Here is a 22561-nt window from a genome sequence, read left to right on the forward strand (position 1 = left end):
ATGTTATGTCAGATTTTAATCTTTTTATTACAAATTATTTATATTTGACTTGTGTCAATAAAAAAAATTATATATTCTGCAATATTAGAAAAAAATTTTATGTTTTTTCTGGAGAAGAATTAGTTAGACAATATATATTATTTTTATTACAACAGAAACATTACAAAACATCTGATATATGTATAGAATATCCTTTTAAAATTAATAATTCAAACAATAGATTGGATCTTTTAGTTTATAAAAAACAAAAACCACATTTATTGATTGAATGTAAATCTCCCAATATTTCAATTACACAAAAAACATTCGATCAAATTTCTAAATATAATATAAAAATTAAAGCACCATATTTAATGATTAGTAATGGAATAAAACACTTAATTTGTAAAATAAATAATCATAAATATTTATTTATGGATGATATTCCATTATAATATAAATATTAATTATAACAATAAGAGTGAATATAATCTATAAGATCTACTATTTTAGATGCATAACCCACTTCATTATCATACCATGATATGATTTTAACAAAAGTAGAATTTAACATCATACTTGAACTTGCATCAAAAATAGACGTTCTAGTATCTCCTATAAAATCTGTAGAAACTACTAATTCTTCAGTATATCCTAATATTCCTTTTAATGAAGTTTCAGATGCAATTTTCATACTAGATTTAATTTCATTATAATTTGTATAAGATTTTAAACAAACAGTTAAATCTAACACAGAAGCATCTAATATTGGAACTCGAAAAGCCATTCCAGTTAATTTTCCATTGATACTTGGAATAATTTTTCCAACTGCCTCTGCGGCCCCAGTAGATGCAGGAATAATATTATTCAATGATGATCTACCAGATCTCCAATCTTTAGCAGAAACCGAATCAACAACTTTTTGTGTTGCAGTAGATGCATGTATTGTAGTCATTAATCCTTTTGTAACTCCAAACTTATCATTTAAAACTTTCACAATTGGTGCTAAACAATTAGTAGTACAAGATGCATTAGAAATTATAGAAGGATGATGAATTTTTAATGTTTCATGATTAACCCCCATTACATACATAGGAATATCCTTATCCTTTGGTGGAGCAGATAAAATTACTTTTTTTACTCCAGATTTTAAATGAATACTAGCTAATTCTTTAGTTAAAAAAACTCCTGTAGATTCTATCACATATTCAACATCCAATTTATTCCATTTTAAATTATCTGGATTTTTTTCATTAGTAACTGTTATTTTTTTTCCATTTACAATTAAATAATTATCTTCTATGTTAATTTTACCTTTAAATCTTCCATGAACTGAATCATATTTTAACATATAAGCTAAATAATCAACTGAGGCTAAATCATTAACGGCAACAATATGAAAATTGTCTCTTTCTATCATAGAACTTAACACCATTTTTCCTATTCTTCCAAGACCATTAATTCCTATTTTAATCACAGACATAATAATATAAGTTTTAATTTTTAACTTTTAAAAAATTGATAAAAGTAGAATTAGGAATATTTACTTTTCCTATTTTACGCATTTTTTTCTTTCCTTTTTTTTGTTTTTCTAATAATTTTCTTTTTCTAGATATATCACCTCCATAACATTTAGCAGTTACATCCTTTCTTAAAGCTTTTACTGTTTCCCTTGCAACAATTTTACCAGAAATAGACACTTGAATTGGTATACTAAACTGATGTTTTGGAATAAGTAAAGATAATTCATGACAAATTTGTTTTGCTCGCATTAACATATGCTTTTTATGAACAATAATAGATAAAGGATCAATTTGTTTATGATTAATAAATATAGTCAGTTTTTTTAAATCAGAACTTTTATAAGTTAAAAAATTATAATCAAATGATGCATATCCTCTAGAAATAGTTTTTAATTTATCATAAAAATCAAACATAATTTCAGCAAGTGGCATTTCAAATGATAAATGAACTCTTTTTCCAAAAGATAAATATTTATGTGATCCAATCATATTTCCACGTTTTTCCATACATAAAGAAATAATAGATCCTATAAAATTTGCTGTACTTATAATATTAACTAAAACATAAGGTTCCTCTATTTTAATTAGTTTTTCCATATCAGAAAATTCTGAAGGATTATTGATTATAACAAAACAACCATTAAGTCTTTTTTTAAAAATTCTATAAGACACATTAGGCACAGTAATAATAATATTCAATCCATACTCTCTTTTTAAACGTTCTTTTATAATTTCCATATGAAGTATTCCTAAAAATCCACAATGAAATCCATAGCCTAACGCAGAAGAAGATACTGTATTAAAAATTAAAGAAGCATCATTTAATTTTAATTTTTCCATCGATGACAGCAAGTCCTCATAATCATTAGAATCTACAGGATAAATACTAGCAAATACCATAGGTTTAACTTCTTCAAAATCATCTACAGATTTTAATGCAGGATATTTAGCATCTGTAATTGTATCTCCAACTTTCACTTCATCTGCATTTTTGATTCCAGAAACAACATAACCAACATCACCTGTTATTATCTTATTTTTAGCAATTCTTTTTAATTGAAGTTTTCCTATTTCATGTGCAGAATACATTTTTCCAGTTGACATAAATATAAGTTTTTGTCCTTTTTTCATCACTCCATTCATCACTTTAAAATAAGCAATAATTCCTGTAAAAGGATTATAAATAGAATCAAAAATAATAGCTTGAAGAGGATAATATAAATTCCCTGTAGGATGCGGTATTTCTGTAATAATTCTTTCTAAGATCTTTTTAATACCTATACCTTTTTTAGCACTAACAGATATAATCTCTTGATGAGATTTACATCCTAATAATTCCATCATTTCAGAAATAGTATTATCATATCTAGGGTCATTATTCTCTAATAAATCAACTTTATTAATAATAGGAATAATAATAAGATTTTTTTTCAATGCTAAATACAAATTAGATATAGTTTGTGCTTGAACACTTTGTGTACAATCTACTACCAATAAAGCACCTTCACAAGTAGCAATAGAACGAGAAACTTCATAAGAGAAATCGACATGACCAGGAGTATCTATTAAATTGAGAGTATACATATTATTTTTATAACGATAGTTCATATGAACTGCATGACTTTTAATAGTAATTCCTCTTTCTCTTTCTAACTCCATATCATCTAATAACTGAGTTTTATTGCTTTTATTATTATAATGAGGGATAGGGATAGTATTTGTAAATTCTAATAACCTATCTGCTAAAGTACTTTTACCATGATCTATATGTGCAATAATACAAAAATTACGAATATAACGAATCATACAAAAATAAATTTTTAAAAGACCTTGAAGGGATTCGAACCCATTCCATAGGATCCGGAATCCTATATTCTATCCTAAATTAAACTACAAGGTCTTATTTAATTTTTTAATTTACATTTATGATTAAAAATATTCATAGTATATATTAATCCATTAACTACAAATGAAAAAATTATATCCATACTAATATCTATTTTTTTTAATATATATTTTAATTCATGTTGGTACCAATTACCTAATACATAATCTATTTTATTTGTTATGAACAAATCATTCTTAATTCCAAATCTAAGACGTGCATAATGATCAGTTTTTAATTCTTTTTCAATACTCTTCAAGCCATTATGTCCACCATTCCCACCTTTTCCTTTTAAACGAAAAGTTCCAAAATCAAGATAAATATCATCTAATATTATAAGTATGTTATTTAAAGACACTTTTTCTTTTTTCATCCAATATTTTACTGCAAGTCCACTTTCATTAATATATGTATAAGGTTTTAAAAAAAATATTTTTTTATTTTTATATGATAAAATTGAAGAAACAAATCCTAACTTTTTTTTTATAAAAGTAAATGAATATTTTTCAGATATTTTATCTAAAATAAAAAATCCAATATTATGTCTAGTATAATTATATATTATTCCAGGATTACCTAATCCTATTATTAAATATTTTATATCATTTTTATGAATACATAAAGCCATAATATATTTATTTCTTTCTTACAAAGAATTTCATGTACTTTCATACCAATTTCATAAAGTGATTTTACCATATGAATACCACATGTTTCTAATATTTCAATTTTTGATTGTGCAGTTTCAATGTCTTTTCCTATAATAGCGCCAGCATGACCCATAGTTATTCCTTTAGGCGCAGTTTGACCAGCTATAAAACCAATTATAGGTTTTTTATTTATTTTTTGTAAATTTTTAAACCATGTTGCTGCATATATCTCTAATTTACCTCCAATTTCTCCAATTAAAACAATACATTCAGTTTCTATATCATCCAAAAATAAATTAATTACATCCTTAATATTTATTCCTATAATAGAATCACCTCCTATTCCAACTGCTGTGGAAATGCCATACCCCATTTTTAATATTTGATCTGCTGCTTCATAAGTTAATGTTCCTGATCTAGATACAATTCCTATATTCCCTTTTTTTCTAAAAATCAAATTTGGCATAATTCCAATTTTTGATTTTTCTGAAGAAACTATTCCAGGACAATTGGGTCCAATTAAATAGCTTGTTTTACCTTTTAAAAAATATTTTACTCTAATCATATCAGATATTGGAATTCCTTCTGTAATACAAACAATAATGTTCATTTTTACACTAATAGCTTCCATAATAGCATCTGAAGCAACTGCGGATGGAACAAAAATAATACTGACATTACCATTGGTATGCTTTACAGCATCTTCCATAGTATTAAAAATCGGTATTCCTAAACATATTTTTCCTCCCTTACCTGGAGTAACTCCACCTACTATTAATGTTCCATAATCCAACATTTTTTGAGTATGAAATAAACCTTCTTTTCCGGTTAATCCCTGAACAATTACACGAGAATTTTCATTAACTAAAATACTCATCACAAATAATAAATTATTTTATTTTTTTTGTTATTATTCTTTCTATATAAGACTTTTTATATGTATTAATTTTAATAAATTCTCCAGTATTTATAAATACAGGTACTAATAATTTATTTTTAGTTTCTAAAATAGCTATTTTACTAGATTTTTGAATAACATCTCCTTTTTTTACAGGCATGGTCTCTTGAACTTGTAAAATCACAGTAGATGGCATTTTAATACATAAAATTGTTTTTATATTATTTTCAATTTTAAAATAAATATAAAAATTCATTCCTTCTTTTAGAAATTCAATATTTTTCATTAAAATATTATCGATTGTAATTGTTTGATAATTTTCAATATTCATGAAATAAAATAAATTTTTTGTCTTATATAAAAATCTATAAATTTTTGATTTAACTTCAACTTCTCTTATTCTATGTTTAGAAGGAAAATTATTTTCTAATATATTATTATTAATAACATGTCTTAATTTAGTCCTAATAAATGCATCTCCCTTCCCAGGTTTTACATGCATATAATCAATTACTTTATAAATTTCATTATTATATTTTAAATACAATCCTTTTTGAATATGTACATAAAGTTTTGTTCGTTTATTTTTTAACATTTTGTTATACTATTTGTTTTACTAATTTTGCGATTACTATTGCTTCCACAACTAATTGACTGTTAACATATCCTTTTCCTTCCATATGTACAATTCCCATTTTTATAGGATTTTTTAAAATTACTTTAAAAACTAATAAATCTCCAGGTACTACTTTTTTTTTAAATTTTACCTTTTCTATTTGTAAAAAATATGTAGAATATATTTCTGGATTTTTTAATTTACTTAAAACTAAAACTCCTCCAACTTGTGCTATTGCTTCTACTTGCAAAACCCCAGGCATTATAGGTTCATTAGGAAAATGTCCAATAAAAAATGGTTCATTTATTGTAACATTTTTAATACCAACTACATAATTTTCTTTTAATTCTAAAATTTTATCAACCAATAAAAATGGAGGTTTATGGGGTAATATTTTCATGATTTTTTTAATATCAAAAATTGGTTGTTGTGTTAAATTAAATTTAATATTATTTTCTTCTTTATTAATTTCACTAATCATTTTTTTAGCAAATTTTACATTAATTGAATTATATGGTTTATATGCTATTATTTTTCCTATTAATTTTTTTCCAATCAAAGTTAAACATCCAATAATATCTAAAAGAAAATGATTAGCAATTTCTTGATTATAATTCCTACTACAATAATATGAAAAAATTTGTTTTTTATTATCTGTTTCTGAACAACAACATCTTCTTTGTTGTCTATCATCATATAATAGACAAAAAGTTTTGGAACTTGCTATATGATTTTTAAATTGATTTATATGTTGAAAAATAGAATTTTGAACACTTAACCAACTTAAATCAAAATCTACTATAGTTAGTATCTCAAACTTGTTAGATGGAAATGCAAAAATTACGCTACCTGTTTTCTTATCTTCATAAGAAACTATATTTTGTATAGAATAATATTCTCTATCAGCATTTTGTTCTACAATTCCAACTTTTTCAATAGCTTCTACAAAATATTTAGAAGATCCATCCATAATAGGAATTTCTACATTATCTAATTCCACTATAATATTATCTAAATCCATCCCTGTTAAAGCGGCAAGCACATGTTCACTCGTACGAACTAAATATCCATTTTTATTTAAAATAATTCCTTTATCTGTTTCATTAATTACACATGATAAATTTGCTTGAATACAAGGATGATTCGTTATATCTTTTCTTATAAAAATAAAACCAGTATGTTCCGGGGCAGGTTTAAACGTCATTGTAACATATTTGTCTGTATACAATCCTACTCCTTTAAAAGAAATTTTTTTTGAAATAGTTTTTTGCTTTTTCAAAATATGTTTTTATTTAAAATTATCAAATTCAAATTATTTTATAACATAAAAAAAATTACTAAATTTAAATACTAAAATTAAACAATTAAACTCTGTTATTATATGTTAAGACGTTTTATATTTTTTTTTAATAGGATTTATTCTTGGATGTATAATTCTTTATTTCAAAATAAAAATTTAATCACAAAACTATTTTAGTTCAATTTTTATGAAAAGAACATTTCAACCTTCTAATAAAAAAAAACTAAATCTCCATGGATTCTTAACAAGAATGAAAACGAAAAATGGAAGAAAAATTATATCTAGAAGAAGAAAAAAAAAAAGAAGTCAATTATCCGTAAAAAAATTTAAAAAATAAATTAATAAATATTAAAGAATTCTATTTCTCCTTTGTTTGGAAAAAAATTTTGTCCTTGTTTGTTGTAGATACTTTGACCTTTACATAATATATCTTGATATGCAAAAAAATTAGATAAATCACCTATATCTATCACTTTTTGTATTACATCAAGATCATTTGTAACACCATTATACTTGTCAATATAATTTATTCCTATATCCAAAATAAATTTTTGACTGTTTTTTTTAACTACAATTTGTCTATAAATTTTATCCATTAATTTGATTGTATTTTCAGAAATCGAAAAATAATCATAGTATTCTTGTTCCATATTTTTTGTAGTAGAAAGAATATACAGTCCTATTAAAATAGATAATGCATTATATTTTCTTATAATTGTTTTTTTAAAGTCTCCAGGATAATTTCCAGCTTCAAAAAGAATACAAGATTTTCCAAGTTTTTGCAAATTGTCACCTACTGATGTAGGATATATTTGATCAGAATATCTACCTATAGATCCTATTTTAGGTAAAAATTTAGATATTGTTTTTGCAATAAGAGAAATAAATCCCATAGCTTTTTTTCTTTCTAAATTAATATGAATTGATTGTTCTTTACCAATTGAAGGAGATAAAAATGATATGATAGATGGATTAAACATTTTATCACCAATATTATAAATACTTTTTTGATCATGTAAATTAAATAATATATTTGGTTGATTAATTTTTATTTCATTAAATAAAACTTTAATTTCAGGAGATTGTAATCGTAATGCATCTCTATTTAAATCAATATTAATAGAATTTCTTCTTTTAAATGTTTCAGCTCCATCTGGATTTAACATAGGAATAAAAACAATATTTACTTTTTGTTCTAAAAATTTTACTAAATCGGTGTTTTTTTGTTTTAAAAAAAAATGTAACATATCAAACATAGCTTTTGTTCCTGTTGTTTCATTACCATGCATTTGAGACCAAATAAAAATTTTATAAGATCCTGTTCCCCATTTGATTTTAAAAATTTTTCTATTTTCTATAGATCGTCCAATTGGAATAATAGAACAAATTTTTTTATATTTTTTTATAATCTTTAAAAGATTAATATATTTAAATACTTTAGAATTATCTATTTCATGATCCATAATTATAGAATCATAATTAGATAACCAAGTATTTATATTAAAAAAATTCAATATATTACTCATATTATATTATAAAAAAAAATTATATATCACTATTGTATTTGAAATAAAAGAATAAATTGTAATATAAATGCATAACTATAATTAAAAATTAAATTTTTATGAAAAGATTATATAGAATAAATTATATTGAATCTTTTATATTAATTTTAAAATTTTGCATATTAAATGTTATTAATGTTTTTTTAAAAAATTTATTAATATCAATTAATATACCTAAATATATTATATTTTCAATATTATATATTATTCCATTTTTATGTTTATTTGCATATATTTTTTATACAAATAAAAAACAAAATAAAATTATAGATTTTTCACTTAAAATTTCTTCATATAAAATTTATACTGTATTATTTTTTATAATGTTATGTATAATAATATGTAATAATTATTTAATTTGTTTAATTCCTAAAAATGGGCCAATTATAGGCAATATGCATAAAGAAATAGAAAAATTTGTTATAGAAGAATCTAAAAATACAATTACTTTTTTTTTTATAACATCTATATTAGCGCCTATATGTGAAGAAATACTATTTAGAGGCATTATTTTACATGGAATGTTAAAAAATAATATACATCCAGTAAAAGCTATTTTATTTTCTTCTTTCCTATTTGGGTTAACTCATATGAATCCTTGGCAATTTATAAGTGGATTGTTAATTGGAAGTTTTATTGGATTTATTTACGTTGTTAACGTTTCTATTATAGATTGTATATTATTACATATATTTAATAATATTGTTGCTTCATTTATGTTATTTTTTATGACAAAAAATGAACAAATATTTTATAATTTGACTTCAAATTATATTATATTAATTAGTTGTATTACTATTATTATTTTTGGTTGCATTTTTATTTTTAAAAATAAAACAAAATGGAAAATCCTTCCTTAACCATTCTAGGATGTCACTCTTCAATACCTACAACTAAATTCTATCCCACATCTCAAATTTTGAAAATAAAAGGTTATTATTTACTTATAGATTGTGGAGAAGGTACGCAAGTACAATTAAGAAAGTCAAAAATAAAATTTAATAAAATTGAACATATTTTTATTTCTCATTTACATGGAGATCATTTTTTTGGATTAATTGGGTTATTATCTACATTTCATTTATTAGGAAGAGAAAAATCTTTAAATATTTATGCACCAAAAGGGTTAAAAGAAATTATAGAATCACATTTTAAATGGTCTAATACTAAATTAAAATATTACATTATTTATATAGAATTATCTTCTAAGCAAAGAGAAAAAATTTTTGATAATGAAAATATCGAAATTTATACAATACCATTAAAACATAGAATTTATACTAATGGCTTTTTATTTAAAGAAAAATATAATTATCGAAAATTAAATATGCATGAAATACAAAAAATTCCTTATATAAATTTTGTTGATTATAAAAATTTAAAAATAGGAAAAGACTTTAAAACACATGATGGTATCATTATTCCAAACTCCAAATTAACTTTTAATCCAAAAAAAACATTATCTTATGCTTTCTGTTCTGATACATCTTTTGATCCTAATATTATAGAACACATACAATTTGTAGATTTATTATATCATGAATCAACTTTTCTTAATATAGAAAAAATGAGAGCGATTAATACAGGTCATTCAACGGCTTATCAAGCAGCTTTTATTGCAAAAGAAGCAAAAGTAAAAAAATTATTATTAGGTCATTATTCTCATAGATTTACGGATATTCAATCTTTTGAAAAAGAAGCTAAACAAATTTTTCATAATGTAGAAGCATCTAAATCTTTACATACTTATTTTTTATAATATCAACAAAAAATTGTTTTGCTAAAAAAACGTTATCACAAATAATTATTCAAAATAATAAAATTTAATTTAGGAACTTTTTTTACATGATATCGTAATTTTTTAGAAAGAAATTTTCTATAAATTTTAGTTTGTGATTTAATTTGTGTTAAAATTTGTTCATCTATAAAAGGATAAATTGATATATATCCTTTTATCAAATTCATATTTTTACTAAAATTAATTTTAATTAATGTAATTACAATTCCTTTTTTTAAAACTTTTTTATATATATCTTGTTGAATAAGATTTGCTATTTCTGAATAAAATATTGAATTTAATTTTTTCTTTTTAATAGTATCCATTTATATCATTTTAATTAATAAAAATTTGTAATCATATAAATATTGTTGTAAAATTGTATTTTTATTGCTTGGTCCCATAGCTCAGTATGGTTAGAGCTCCTGACTCATAATCAGGAAGTCGTTGGTTCAAATCCAACTGGGACCACTATTCTTCTTCCTATTATCACTACTATTACTATACTATTACTATAATGATAGTGATTGGTGACTGGATGAGGATTCGAACCTACAACTTATAGTTTAGGAAACTATTGTTCTATCCAATTAAACTATCCAGCCAAGTATTTTTTTGATATAATAGATATTGTAAACTTCTTTTTTCCTTTTTTAAAATAAACAAAACCATTTTTCATTGCATATAATGTATGATCTTTTCCAATACCTACATATTTTCCAGGTAAATATTTTGTTCCACGTTGACGTACAATAATACCACCAGATTTAATATATTGATTACCAAATATTTTTACACCTAATCTGCGACCAGCAGAATCTCTACCGTTTCTAGAACTTCCAGCCCCTTTTTTATGTGCCATATATTATTTTTTTTCTAAAAAATTAATTACTTTTAACTTAGTAAATTTAGGTTTAAATCCTTTTTTTACTTTATAACCTTTTCTTCTTTTTTTTTTAAAAATAATTAGTTTATTTCCTCTTACATGTTTCAAAATTTCAACTTTAATCTTTATTTTTTCTAAAAATGGGCTTCCTATTTTAATTACTCCATTTTTATAAAAAAATAATACTTGATCAAACATAACATGTGTTCCTAATTCCATCTCACAATTAAAAGGAATATATAAATATTTATTTTCAATAAATTTAAATTGTATTCCTCGAATATTAACAATAGCATATATCATAATATAACTGATTTAAATAGCATATTTTTTGCTTTAATAAGACATTCATAAAGATAATCTACTTCTTGAAAAGTATTATAGATAGAAAAACTAACACGAATCATACCTTCTACATTGAAAAAATTAATTAATGGTTGTGCACATAAAGTTCCAGTTCTAACTGCAATTCCTAATTTATCTAAAATCATACCAACATCAAAATAATGTAATCTATCTAAATTAAAAGAAATAATACTTGATTTAACATCAATATTATTCATCCCACCTCCATATAAATGAATTCCATCTATAGAATTTAAACGTTTTATTGCATAAATTAAAAGTTCTTTTTTATATAATTGAATATTTTTTATTCCAAGTTCTTGAACAAAATCAATAGCGCTACCCCAAACAACAATTCCTTCTATATTTGGAGTCCCAGCTTCAAATTTAAACGGTAGATCTGAATAATTACATTTTTTAAAACTTGCATATTTAATCATTTCTCCTCCTGATTGATAAGGAGGTATTGTATCTAAAATATCTTTTTTCCCATATAATATTCCAATTCCAGTAGGACCATACATTTTATGTGCAGAAAATACATAAAAATCTACATTTAAATCTTGTACATCTATATCTAAATTTGATGGAACTTGTGCTCCATCAATTAAAACCATTGATCCATACTTATGAGATTTTTTTATAATATCTTTTACTGGATTTATAATTCCTAATACATTAGATAAATGAGTGATGGAAACTAATTTAGTTTTATATGATATAATAGATTCAAAATATTCTAATTCTAATAAGCCATTTTTATTAATTGGAATAATTTTTAATGTTGCTTGTTTTCTATCACAAAGAATTTTCCATGGAATAATATTAGAATGATGTTCCATATATGAAATAATAATTTCATCTCCTTTTTTAATCAAGGGCTCAATACTGTAAGCAATTAAATTAATAGATTCCGTTGCTCCTTTTGTAAAAATAATTTCTGAAGACAATTTAGCATGAATCATCTTTTGTATTTGTTTTCTAACAAATTCTACTTTCTCAGTAGCTTGTCGACTTAAAAAATGTACACCTCGATGAATATTAGAATTTTGTTTTATATAAAATTCATTTGCTGTTTGAATAACTTTTATTGGTTTTTGAGTAGTAGCCGCATTATCAATATATACTAAAGAATTATCATTAATTTTAGTTTTTAATATAGGAAATTGATCTCTAATTTCTTTAATTTTTTTTTGTGAAAACATTATACATTATATGTATTTTTTTTAATATTTATTTTAATTTTGTGTTTTATATAATTAATAATTAATATTTTAATTTTACTAATATTAATAGTTTTTAATATTTCTTCTAAAAAAGCAATCAACAATAAAATTTGTACATTATATTCACTAATTCCTCTAGATTGTAAATAAAATATATCATTTTTATTAAAATGTCCTATAGTACATCCATGTGAACATCTAATGGCATTAGAAAAAATTTCCAATTTAGGTTTGGATATAACATGAGCTTCTTCTGAAAGAAGAATATTTTGATTTTTCTGAAAAGCATTAATTCCTTTAATAAATTTACTAACAAAAATTTTTCCATTGAAAATACTCATTGATTGATCTAATAAAATATTTTTATATAATTGTAAACATTTTGAATTAGAGAATAAATGTTGAATGAATGTTTCATTGTCAATTATTTGTTGTTTAGATAACAAAGAAATTCCATATAAATAAGATGAAGTATTATTTCCATGAGAAAAAAAATTGAGATTATTTTTAATAAATTTTCCTGTCAATGATAAAGTATATGTAGAACAAGAACTATCCATATATTGTTTAATGTAAGTATTATCCAAAATATATGATGTATTTTCCAAACCATATTGGACTTTATAATAATCAATTTTGCTATTATCCATAGCATAAATTTCAGTTACATAATTATTAATTAATGCAGATTTTTCCAATGATAATGATTTGCAACTTTCAATAATTTTTACATAAGAATATTTTCCAACTATAATTAAATTCCTTAAATATAACATAGTCTTTTCATAAGACTGTGTATAAATATTACATATTTCTATTGGATATTTTAAAATAATATTATCAGGAATATATATATAAACACCATTTTTTGCAAACATCGTGTTTATTACACTAAATGGATTATAATATAAATTTAATAAAGTATCATAAAATGGTTTAATATATTTTTCTTTTTGTGCAAAAAGATTAGATATAATAATATTTTGTTCTAATTTATCAGGATAAATAATAGAATCATATTGTCCATTAATAAAGACAATAATATAAGAATCTTTACCATAACCCCCTATCAAGTTCTTTATTCGTTGTACTCTTGTATAGTTTTTATGTACTACTTCTTCTATATTGCTTGAAAAAAAATTAAAATGTTTATCAAAAATCGAAAATAATTTATTATATCTATTATTAGACAATACAAACCCTTTTTTAATAAAAGTATTAATTGCTTTACGTCTTAATTCAGAAATAAAAACATGTTCTCCTTTATAGTGTTTTTCTGAAAAAGAAGAAATTATTTTTTTTTTTAAAAAACATTCGTTTTCCATACAAATACATAATATATTATTACTTTTTCAATATATAATTAGTTTTTTATCCAATCATATCCTTGTTTTTCTAATTTATCCACTAATTTGTTATTTCCAGATTTCACAATGGTTCCATTATGTAATACATGAACAATATAATCTGAAAATAAATAATCTAATAATCTTTTATAATGTGTAATAATAATAATAGAATTTGTATTGGTTTTTAATAATTTGATTACATTTGAAATAATGCGTAAAGAATCAATATCTAATCCAGAATCTACTTCATCTAAAATAGATAACAAAGGATTTAACATAGCCATTTGAAAAATTTCATTTTTTTTTTTCTCTCCTCCTGAAAATCCATCATTTAAAGATCTATAAAAAAAATCTTTTTCCAACTTTAAAAGTTTAGCAATTTGTCTCATTTTTATTATAATATCTTTAGCTGGTAATTCTGGTAATCCTTTTGATTTTCTAATTTCATTAATCGATGTTTTGATAAAATTAATAACAGAAATTCCTGGTATTTCTATAGGATGTTGAAATGATAAAAAAATACCTAATTGAGATCTTTGTTCAGGAGAATAATTAATTAAATTTTTATTATTAAACAAAATATTTCCTTTTGTTATTTTATATTCTTCTTTTCCAGATATAACAGATGCTAATGTACTTTTACCTGATCCATTAGGCCCCATAATTACATGTATTTCTCCAGGTAAAATTTTTAAATTTAATCCTTTCAAAATTGGAGTTTTATTAATATACACATGTAAATTTTCAATATGTAACATATAATGATGATTTGATTATCCTATAGTCCCTTCTAGGGAAATTTCCAAAAGTTTTTTTGCTTCTATAGAAAATTCCATTGGTAATTTATTTAAAATATTATTACTAAATCCATTAACAATAAGAGAAATAGCTTTTTCTTTCCCTATTCCTCTTTGATTACAATAAAAAATTTGATCTTCTCCTATTTTGGATGTAGTTGCTTCATGTTCAACTTGAGAAGTGGAATTATGAACATCAATATTTGGAAAAGTATGTGCTCCACATTTATTTCCTATTAATAATGAATCACATTGAGAAAAATTCCTAGAATTTTTAGCATTCTCAGATATTTTAACTAATCCTCGATAATTATTTTGTGCATTCCCAGAAGATATTCCTTTTGATATAATAACACTTTTTGTTCCATTTCCTAAATGGATCATTTTACTTCCTGTATCAGCTTGTTGAAAATGTTTAGTCATAGACAATGAATAAAATTCACCAATTGAACCATCACCTTTTAAAATACATGATGGATATTTCCAAGTAATAGAAGATCCAGTTTCTACTTGAATCCAAGATATCTTAGCCATGTTTTCACATAATCCACGTTTTGTGACAAAATTGAATACTCCTCCTATACCTTGTTTATTTCCTGGGTACCAATTTTGCACAGTAGAATATTTAACTTCAGCTTTATCTAAAGCAACAATTTCTACAACAGCAGCATGTAATTGATTTTCTTTTCTTTGAGGAGCAGTACACCCTTCTATATAACTAACATAAGATCCTTTATCAGCTACAATTAAAGTTCTCTCAAATTGTCCAGTTCCACTTTCATTAATTCTAAAATAAGTAGATAATTCCATAGGACAACGTACTCCTTTTGGAATGTAACAAAAAGATCCATCCGAAAAAACAGCTGAATTAAGTGCAGCATAAAAATTATCTTGATTACCAACTACTGAACCAAAATATTGTTTAACTAAATTTGGATATTTTGTTATAGCTTCATTAATGGAACAAAATATAATACCATTCTCTTGTAATAATTTTTCTTGATATGTAGTAGTTAATGAAACAGAATCTAATACAAAATCCGTAGCAACATAATTATTTGTATAAATACCTAATTTATCAAATGTTTGTGATAATTCTGTTTTTTTATTTTTTAATTCATTTCTAGTTAATTTTATTTTTGGAGCAGAAAAATATATAATATTTTTAAAATTAGGTATATTATATTTAATATTTGACCAAGTTGGAATTTTCATATTTTTCCATCTTGAATAAGATTCTAATCTCCAATCTAACATCCAATCCGGTTCATTTTTTTTTTTTGATATTGTTTTAATAATTTCTACGTTTAACCCTTTTGGTATTTGATATGATTCTATAGGTGTATAAAATCCATATTTATATTCAGAATTAATAAAATCATCCAATGATTTGTTGTTATTTTTCATATTTTATGATGAAAAACTTTTGCCACAACCACAAGTATGTTGAGCATTAGGATTTTTAAAATAAAATCCTTTTCCATTTAATCCTCCTGAATATTCTAAAGTTATTCCTAATAAATAAGGATAACTATTTTTATCTATCAAAATTTTCATTTCTTTATAATGAAAAATTTTATCTTCTTTATTTTGTTGATTATCAAAAGATAATTCATATGATAGGCCAGAACATCCTCCATTTTTAACTCCAAATCTTATAAATGAACTATGATGAGATAATCCTTCATCTTTCATAAGAGAAACTAACTTAATTTTAGCTTGATCAGATATAATAATCATATATTAATTTTTTATTGTTTTTAACAAAAATTTTGTTTTATTTAATTTAATACTAAATTTATCACATAACCCAGAATTAATCTCTAAAATATATTTTATATTATTTGCCATGGGCATTATATCTTCCATTGGCATAACATTTTTTTTAATAAACGACACAACATAATTTTTATTTATATAGATAATATCTAAAGGAATTCTAATATTTTTCATATTTAAATTATTTATCTCTGCTGTATTATTCAAAATGAATAATATTCCTCTATCTTCTTTTAAAGAAGATCTATATGATAATCCATTATTGATTTTTATTTTATCTGTAGCTATTTCCACATCTATCTTTTTTATATTATTGTTATTATTTATTATATATAATTCTCCATCTTTAATAAAAGTAATTTCTAATTGATTTCCAATATCAAAAAACATATTATCTTCATTATCTTGTTTGTCAGAAGAAATCATAATCAATAAAAATAAAAAAAAAATAATAACCAATATTTTTCTCATTCTTTTTAAGAAAAAAACTTTTTATTTTGTTTTATAATCAAAAGAAGAATCATTCCAAATATAATACAAGGAATACTTAGCCATTGAGCTGTATTTAACAAAATAATATCATTATTAATTAATTCATGGTGTTGTGATTCTTTTAAAAATTCTAAAATAAAACGAAATGACCAAACAATTGTAAAAAATAAACCAGATAAATATCCAACAATATATTGATATCTTTTTATAAAAAAAAATATACATAATAATAAAAAAACAAAAAAATAAATAATAGATTCATATATCTGAGTAGGATGTCTAGGAATTAATGATGATCCATATACACTATCCATTTGATAAAATATTACAGACCAAGGTAAATTAGAAGGTTTACCTACTATTTCAGAATTAAAAAAATTTCCTATTCTTATAAAGAATGCCGATAATGAAATTACTATACATAATCTATCAGTTAACCAAAAAAAAGGTTTTTGAATTACTTGTTTTATGTATAAAAAACTAGATATAATTATACCTATTGTAGCACCATGACTAGAGAGGCCTCTAAATCCAACAAATTCATATCCTTTAATAATCCCTAATAAAATATGTGTTTTTTTTTCTTTAATTGGAAAAAATGCTTCAATCCAATGATCAGAAAAATATGAAAAATCATAAAAAAATATTTGGCCACATCTAGCTCCAATAATAGTTCCTAATGTTGTATATATCAATAATAAATCCAAATATTTTATAGAAATATTTTCTAATTCATAAATATATTTCATAATGTACCAGCCTATCAAAAAAGATAAAAAAAACATTATACTATAAACATGAATAGTAAAATATCCCCAAAAAACAAATTTATTTATTGGATCCCAATTTATATATATCATTATTTATAATTTATTATATAATATAATAACTATATGAATAATGAAATGTCATAAAGTATATGAAATAATATTTTAAATTATTTATCCAAGTTGAAAAACTTTTCATACATATTAAAATTTATTTTGTTGTATAAAATTTAAATAAGATCCATATTCAAACCATTTAATTTCTTCTTCATTATAAGAATGTTTCACAGTTATATTATCAACACAACCATTTTGATGAATTAATTTAACTTTTATATTTTTACCATTTTTAAAATTATAATTACTTATAAAAAAATTCAAAAAATCATCTTCATCTATTTTATCATAATCAGATATATTTAAAAAAGTTAATGCTAAAATACCTTGTTTTTTTAAATTAATTTCATGTATTCTAGAAAATGATTTTACTAAAACAACACGTATTCCTAAATAACGTGGTTCCATAGCTGCATGTTCTCTTGAAGATCCTTCTCCATAATTTTCCTCTCCTACTATTACAGTACCTATATTTGCACTTTTATAATATTTAGCAACTACTGAAACAGTACCGTAATATTTTGTTATAACATTTTTAATATTGTTATTTTTATTATTAAATGAATTAATTGCTCCAATTAATAAATTATTAGATATATTTTCCAAATGTCCTCTATACTTAAGCCAAGATCCAGCCATAGATATATGATCTGTAGTACATTTACCTTTTATTTTAATTAATAATCTAAGATTTAATAAATCTTTTTTATTCCAATATGGAAATGAGGATAATCTTTGTAATCTTTCTGATGTAGGATTTATATTAATCGATATATTATTCTTTTTATTTTTTTTTGTATAAAAAAATTTATATCCAATTAATTTTAATTTTTCTTGTTTATTTTTAAAAAAAATTGGAATATCACTATATTTAGGAGTATCTAATTTTATATTGATTCCATTTGCATTTTTTATACTATCTTCTTGTGGATTAAAAGTTAAATTGCCAGAAAATACTAATGCTGTTACAATTTCTGGTGATGCTATAAAAGCATATGTATTTGGATTACCATCATTTCTAGACGAAAAGTTTCTATTAAAAGAATGAATAATTGTGTTTTGTTTTATATTATTGTTATTATTTTTATTATATCTACACCATTGTCCAATACATGGCCCACATGAACTAGAAAATATTTTAGCTCCAATACTATTAAAAATTGATAACCATCCATTTTTTTTCATTAAATAATAAATTATATTAGAGCCTGGTGTAATTAAATATTCAGAACATAGTTTTAATTTTTTATTTTTGGCTTGTTGAATAATAGATATTGCTTTTGAAAAATCTTCATATGATGAATTTGTACAAGACCCAATTAATCCTACTTCTATCTTATTTGGCCAATTATGTTTTAATACTTCTTTTTTCATATTAGAAATTGGAATACTTATATCTGGAGTAAAAGGCCCATTAATATGTGGTTCTATCATAGATAAATTAATATTAATAACTTTATCATAATATTTGATTGGATTTTCATAAACTTGTATATCTGATTGAAAAAGATTTTTAATTGGATGTAACATTTCAGATATTTTTTTTCTTCCACTTTTATATAAATAATCTTCCATTTTATCATCATACGGAAATATAGATGATGTAGCTCCAATTTCGGCTCCCATATTACATATGGTAGCTTTGCCAGTACATGATAATGTTTCAGATCCTTTTCCAAAATATTCTATAATGTAACCTATAGAACCAGATACACCTATCATACCGGCTAATTTTAATATTACGTCTTTAGGAGACGCCCATCCACTTAATTTACCAGATAAATGAACTCCAATGATTTTTGGTTTTTTTAAAATAAAAGGGAGACCATACATTACTTCTACAGCATCTGCCCCACCTATTCCTATTGCTAACATTCCTAGTCCTCCAGCATTAGGAGTATGAGAATCTGTTCCCAGTATTAATCCTCCTGGAAATGCATAGTTTTCTAAAAGAACTTGATGAATAATTCCATATCCAGGTGGCCAAAATTCTATTCCATATTTTTCAGCTGCAGATTTGAGAAAATGATATATTTCTTGATTTTTAATTTCAGAATTTATGACATCATATCGATATCCATCTTTAGCTTGTATTAGATGATCACAATGAATAGTAGTAATAATTTCAGTATGGTCTTTTTTTGTCTGCATAAATTGTAATAATGCCATTTGAGCTGTTGCATCTTGCATAGCTAAACGATTGGGCATCAATTTTAAATCAGAATAATTTTTAATTATATTATTTTTTAAATCATATAGATGGGAATACAATATTTTTTCAGAATAGGTCATTGGGGTTTCTATTCTTGCTTTTATTTCATTTATTTTAACTTCAAAAGTTGAATAAAAATTTTTAATCATATTAAAATCAAAAATCATAATTATTTTTTTATTAATTTTTTATAAAATCATAAACTTTTTGATAAAAATCAATCGGGTTATCTATGTGTATCCAATGTTTAGAATTATTAATCGTAATTATATAAGAATTAGGAAACATTTTTTTTATTAAACTATAATCTTGATATAAAATATATTCAGAATATTCTCCTCTCATAAATAATGTAGGATTTTTATATATTCCTCCTGTTATTTTTTCTTGAAGAAAATGATAATTTTTTGAAATACCATATAAAAAAAAACTAAATGATAATTTTCCATTACTTTTTATATTAGTTGATTTTAAAAAAAAAGATCTAATTTTTATATTTTTAATTGATGATGATAAAAAAATATCAAGATCTTTTCTTGTTTGTATTACGTTAAAATTTACAGAATTTAATGCCTGTAATATATTATAATTATCATCATTATAATAATTTTTAGGACATATATCTACAATAATAATTTTTTTTGGAATTAATGGATAATTTAACGAAAATTTTATAGCAGCCTTTCCTCCCATAGAATGTCCAATTATAATAGGATTTTTCAAATTATAATGATTAATATAGTATAAAATATCTTTTGATATACATTCATAATTCATAGTAGTAGAACAAAAACTATTTCCATGATTTCTTATATCTACTAAGTGAATTTGATAATATTTAGATATTTTTTGAGAAAAAGACATCCAATTTCTGCCATTTCCAAATAATCCATGAAGTATTATAATAGGAGGATCCCCTTGACCAAAAACTTGAGAATATAAAATCATTTTTATAATTATTAAAAAGTAGTACTTATAATAGTATTAATCTTAATCAATATTTGATCAATTTTGATTTGAAGTAATTTGTGTAACTAATAAATTAAATTCTTTAGCAGCAGTTAATAAATGATCAAAAACACTTGATTGTATTTTTTCATATCGTATAGATTCAGAAGTTATAGCAAAACAATAAAATTCCACAGGTAATCCATATGGTGTTGGTTCTAAATTTCTAACCATTAATACCTCTTTATTTGATATTTTTGGATGTTGATATAAATATGATAAAGCATATTGTCGAAATAATTCTATATTTGTTAAATTCATTTTTTTTAAAAACGAATTTTTAATAAATTGATTTTGATTTATCATTTCTATTTCTCGTTCTTTTTCTTGAATATAATTTTTAATCAACTGTATTTCATCAAATTTTTTTAAAATTGAAGCATTACAAAAATGAAATGATCTAATATCAAATAGAATAGATCGTTTAATTCTTCTAATGTTTTTTCTTTTCATGACTTCAAAATTAGTGATTGCTGTAGATATTAAATCATAAGTAGGAACAATTGTAATAGTTTTATCAAAATTTTCTATTTCTGCAGAAATTAAATTAATTTCTTTTATCGTTCCTTCTACTTTATATTTATGAATACCAACCCAATCTCCTACTTTAATCATTTTAGTAAATGCCATTTGAACTCCAGAAACAAAACCTAATATTACGTCTCTAAATACTAAAATTAAAATAGCAGTAATTGCTCCTAAACTAGTGAATATAGTTGTAAGATTATTTTTTGTTAATATTGCGATAATAATTAAAAAACAAAAAATAACAGATACAATTTTCAAAAGTTGAGAAAAAGATCTTACTGCAATTGTTTGATGATTATTTTCATTAGTAGCAATCTTCATAATAGAGTTAATTACTCTAATTAAAAATTGTAACATAATCAAAACAAATAATATATCAAATATTTTTGATATATAAATAATTGCATTTTTATATTCATTAAAAAATGGGTTAATTAAAATATAACTAATAAAAAATGTAAAAAAATGAGATAAACTATTAAAAACTTTATTTTCGTAAAAAATATTGTTCCAATTAAAATTAGTAGAATCTCCTATTTTTCTACTTATTAAACGTACTCCTTTATTCAAAATACATGCCATAACAATAATAAAAATAATAAATAATAATAATTTTCCAATTATAATCATTATTATGCTCCACCATTTTTGAATGTATAATTGATAAAAAAAAATCATGATCCCCATCATACTGTATATTGACCAATTCCAATGTTTTTATTAAATATGATACACAATAATTTTTTAATCATTGTATTTTTCTTGGAAGATTGAATAATATAATAGATATTAAGTTGTTTTTAATTTTCAAAAAAGTAAAATATAAAACAAATTTTTGATTCAATTGTTAAATTAAAAAAGT

At 22.7% G+C, this 22561-nt stretch carries 24 protein-coding genes and 3 tRNA genes; 5 read left to right on the forward strand and 22 right to left on the reverse strand.

The features are described 5' to 3' along the window. The first annotated feature begins 5 nt into the window (after positions 1-5). Positions 6-434 (forward strand): type I restriction enzyme HsdR N-terminal domain-containing protein, encoded by a 429-nt coding sequence (locus H0H38_RS02650; protein ID WP_185872739.1) that lies wholly within the window; start codon positions 6-8, stop codon positions 432-434. 8 nt (positions 435-442) lie between these two features. On the opposite strand, the gene gap is transcribed toward H0H38_RS02650, so the two are convergent. The 7 genes from gap to fabZ all read right to left on the reverse strand — a co-directional run bounded on the left by gap (position 443) and on the right by fabZ (position 6833). Further along, positions 443-1462, reverse strand: coding sequence for a type I glyceraldehyde-3-phosphate dehydrogenase (gene gap, locus H0H38_RS02655; protein WP_185872740.1), 1020 nt, complete (start codon positions 1460-1462; stop codon positions 443-445). 13 nt (positions 1463-1475) lie between these two features. Beyond that, on the reverse strand, positions 1476-3305 hold the full coding sequence (lepA, locus tag H0H38_RS02660; RefSeq protein WP_317168658.1) for a translation elongation factor 4: 1830 nt from the start codon (positions 3303-3305) through the stop codon (positions 1476-1478). A 22-nt stretch (positions 3306-3327) separates the two neighbouring features. Then, positions 3328-3402 (reverse strand) — tRNA-Arg (locus tag H0H38_RS02665). A 4-nt stretch (positions 3403-3406) separates the two neighbouring features. After that, positions 3407-4015 carry an aminoacyl-tRNA hydrolase gene (gene pth / locus H0H38_RS02670; protein WP_185872742.1) on the reverse strand — a complete coding sequence of 203 codons (609 nt, stop codon included), beginning with the start codon at positions 4013-4015 and terminating at the stop codon, positions 3407-3409. Further along, positions 3985-4914: a succinate--CoA ligase subunit alpha gene (gene sucD / locus H0H38_RS02675; protein ID WP_185872743.1), complete on the reverse strand. Its 930-nt coding sequence runs from the start codon at positions 4912-4914 to the stop codon at positions 3985-3987. Before sucD ends, pth begins: the two co-directional genes overlap by 31 nt. Before the next feature lie 13 nt (positions 4915-4927). Continuing rightward, entirely contained in the window at positions 4928-5530 is a 603-nt protein-coding gene (locus tag H0H38_RS02680) for an elongation factor P (protein ID WP_185872744.1), read from the reverse strand. A gap of 4 nt (positions 5531-5534) precedes the next feature. Next, entirely contained in the window at positions 5535-6833 is a 1299-nt protein-coding gene (gene fabZ / locus H0H38_RS02685; protein WP_185873035.1) for a 3-hydroxyacyl-ACP dehydratase FabZ, read from the reverse strand. 205 nt (positions 6834-7038) lie between these two features. On the opposite strand from fabZ, the gene rpmH reads away from it, so the two are divergent. Further along, on the forward strand, positions 7039-7188 hold the full coding sequence (rpmH, locus tag H0H38_RS02690) for a 50S ribosomal protein L34 (protein ID WP_185872745.1): 150 nt from the start codon (positions 7039-7041) through the stop codon (positions 7186-7188). Position 7189: 1 nt separating this feature from the next. Here the strand turns inward: rpmH and H0H38_RS02695 are convergent, their stop codons facing one another. Beyond that, entirely contained in the window at positions 7190-8377 is a 1188-nt protein-coding gene (locus H0H38_RS02695) for a M14 family zinc carboxypeptidase (RefSeq protein ID WP_238785397.1), read from the reverse strand. A gap of 98 nt (positions 8378-8475) precedes the next feature. Between H0H38_RS02695 and H0H38_RS02700 the strand changes: the two genes are divergently transcribed. Next, entirely contained in the window at positions 8476-9276 is an 801-nt protein-coding gene (locus tag H0H38_RS02700; protein WP_185872746.1) for a CPBP family intramembrane glutamic endopeptidase, read from the forward strand. After that, positions 9258-10175, forward strand: coding sequence for a ribonuclease Z (locus H0H38_RS02705; RefSeq protein WP_185872747.1), 918 nt, complete (start codon positions 9258-9260; stop codon positions 10173-10175). Before H0H38_RS02700 ends, H0H38_RS02705 begins: the two co-directional genes overlap by 19 nt. Before the next feature lie 35 nt (positions 10176-10210). Here H0H38_RS02705 and H0H38_RS02710 read toward each other — a convergent pair whose 3' ends face one another. After that, the gene (locus H0H38_RS02710; protein ID WP_185872748.1) at positions 10211-10519 is read right to left on the reverse strand and encodes a ribosome-binding factor A; all 309 of its coding nucleotides are present in this window, start codon (positions 10517-10519) and stop codon (positions 10211-10213) included. Between the two features lie 70 nt (positions 10520-10589). Between H0H38_RS02710 and H0H38_RS02715 the strand changes: the two genes are divergently transcribed. Continuing rightward, positions 10590-10664 (forward strand) — tRNA-Ile (locus H0H38_RS02715). Between the two features lie 57 nt (positions 10665-10721). On the opposite strand, the gene H0H38_RS02720 is transcribed toward H0H38_RS02715, so the two are convergent. The 13 genes from H0H38_RS02720 to H0H38_RS02780 all read right to left on the reverse strand — a co-directional run bounded on the left by H0H38_RS02720 (position 10722) and on the right by H0H38_RS02780 (position 22329). Continuing rightward, positions 10722-10798 (reverse strand) — tRNA-Arg (locus H0H38_RS02720). Then, the gene (rpmA, locus tag H0H38_RS02725; protein ID WP_185872749.1) at positions 10789-11055 is read right to left on the reverse strand and encodes a 50S ribosomal protein L27; all 267 of its coding nucleotides are present in this window, start codon (positions 11053-11055) and stop codon (positions 10789-10791) included. Before rpmA ends, H0H38_RS02720 begins: the two co-directional genes overlap by 10 nt. A 3-nt stretch (positions 11056-11058) precedes the next feature. Then, a complete protein-coding gene (rplU, locus tag H0H38_RS02730) occupies positions 11059-11382 on the reverse strand; it encodes a 50S ribosomal protein L21 (protein ID WP_185872750.1) in 324 nt (107 codons plus the stop codon). Beyond that, the gene (locus H0H38_RS02735; RefSeq protein WP_185872751.1) at positions 11379-12629 is read right to left on the reverse strand and encodes an aminotransferase class V-fold PLP-dependent enzyme; all 1251 of its coding nucleotides are present in this window, start codon (positions 12627-12629) and stop codon (positions 11379-11381) included. The genes rplU and H0H38_RS02735 overlap by 4 nt, the downstream gene beginning before the upstream one ends. Continuing rightward, positions 12629-13975 carry a SufB/SufD family protein gene (locus H0H38_RS02740; RefSeq protein ID WP_185872752.1) on the reverse strand — a complete coding sequence of 449 codons (1347 nt, stop codon included), beginning with the start codon at positions 13973-13975 and terminating at the stop codon, positions 12629-12631. The genes H0H38_RS02735 and H0H38_RS02740 overlap by 1 nt, the downstream gene beginning before the upstream one ends. Before the next feature lie 38 nt (positions 13976-14013). After that, entirely contained in the window at positions 14014-14757 is a 744-nt protein-coding gene (gene sufC, locus H0H38_RS02745; RefSeq protein ID WP_185872753.1) for a Fe-S cluster assembly ATPase SufC, read from the reverse strand. Positions 14758-14772: 15 nt separating this feature from the next. Continuing rightward, a complete protein-coding gene (gene sufB, locus H0H38_RS02750; protein ID WP_185872754.1) occupies positions 14773-16203 on the reverse strand; it encodes a Fe-S cluster assembly protein SufB in 1431 nt (476 codons plus the stop codon). Positions 16204-16206: 3 nt separating this feature from the next. Beyond that, on the reverse strand, positions 16207-16536 hold the full coding sequence (locus H0H38_RS02755) for a HesB/IscA family protein (RefSeq protein WP_185872755.1): 330 nt from the start codon (positions 16534-16536) through the stop codon (positions 16207-16209). Between the two features lie 3 nt (positions 16537-16539). Next, complete coding sequence (locus H0H38_RS02760; RefSeq protein WP_238785398.1) at positions 16540-17001, reverse strand: DUF192 domain-containing protein; 462 nt, start codon at positions 16999-17001, stop codon at positions 16540-16542. 50 nt (positions 17002-17051) lie between these two features. Then, positions 17052-17927 (reverse strand): prolipoprotein diacylglyceryl transferase, encoded by an 876-nt coding sequence (locus tag H0H38_RS02765; RefSeq protein ID WP_238785399.1) that lies wholly within the window; start codon positions 17925-17927, stop codon positions 17052-17054. A 111-nt stretch (positions 17928-18038) separates the two neighbouring features. After that, positions 18039-20330 carry an aconitate hydratase gene (locus H0H38_RS02770; protein WP_185872757.1) on the reverse strand — a complete coding sequence of 764 codons (2292 nt, stop codon included), beginning with the start codon at positions 20328-20330 and terminating at the stop codon, positions 18039-18041. Between the two features lie 13 nt (positions 20331-20343). Continuing rightward, positions 20344-21111 carry an alpha/beta fold hydrolase gene (locus H0H38_RS02775; RefSeq protein ID WP_185872758.1) on the reverse strand — a complete coding sequence of 256 codons (768 nt, stop codon included), beginning with the start codon at positions 21109-21111 and terminating at the stop codon, positions 20344-20346. A gap of 57 nt (positions 21112-21168) precedes the next feature. Beyond that, a complete protein-coding gene (locus H0H38_RS02780) occupies positions 21169-22329 on the reverse strand; it encodes a mechanosensitive ion channel family protein (protein ID WP_238785400.1) in 1161 nt (386 codons plus the stop codon). Positions 22330-22561: the final 232 nt, after the last annotated feature.

Origin of the sequence: Blattabacterium cuenoti (assembly GCF_014252355.1) — a bacterium.
Classification (GTDB): Bacteria; Bacteroidota; Bacteroidia; order Flavobacteriales; family Blattabacteriaceae; genus Blattabacterium; species Blattabacterium cuenoti_AD.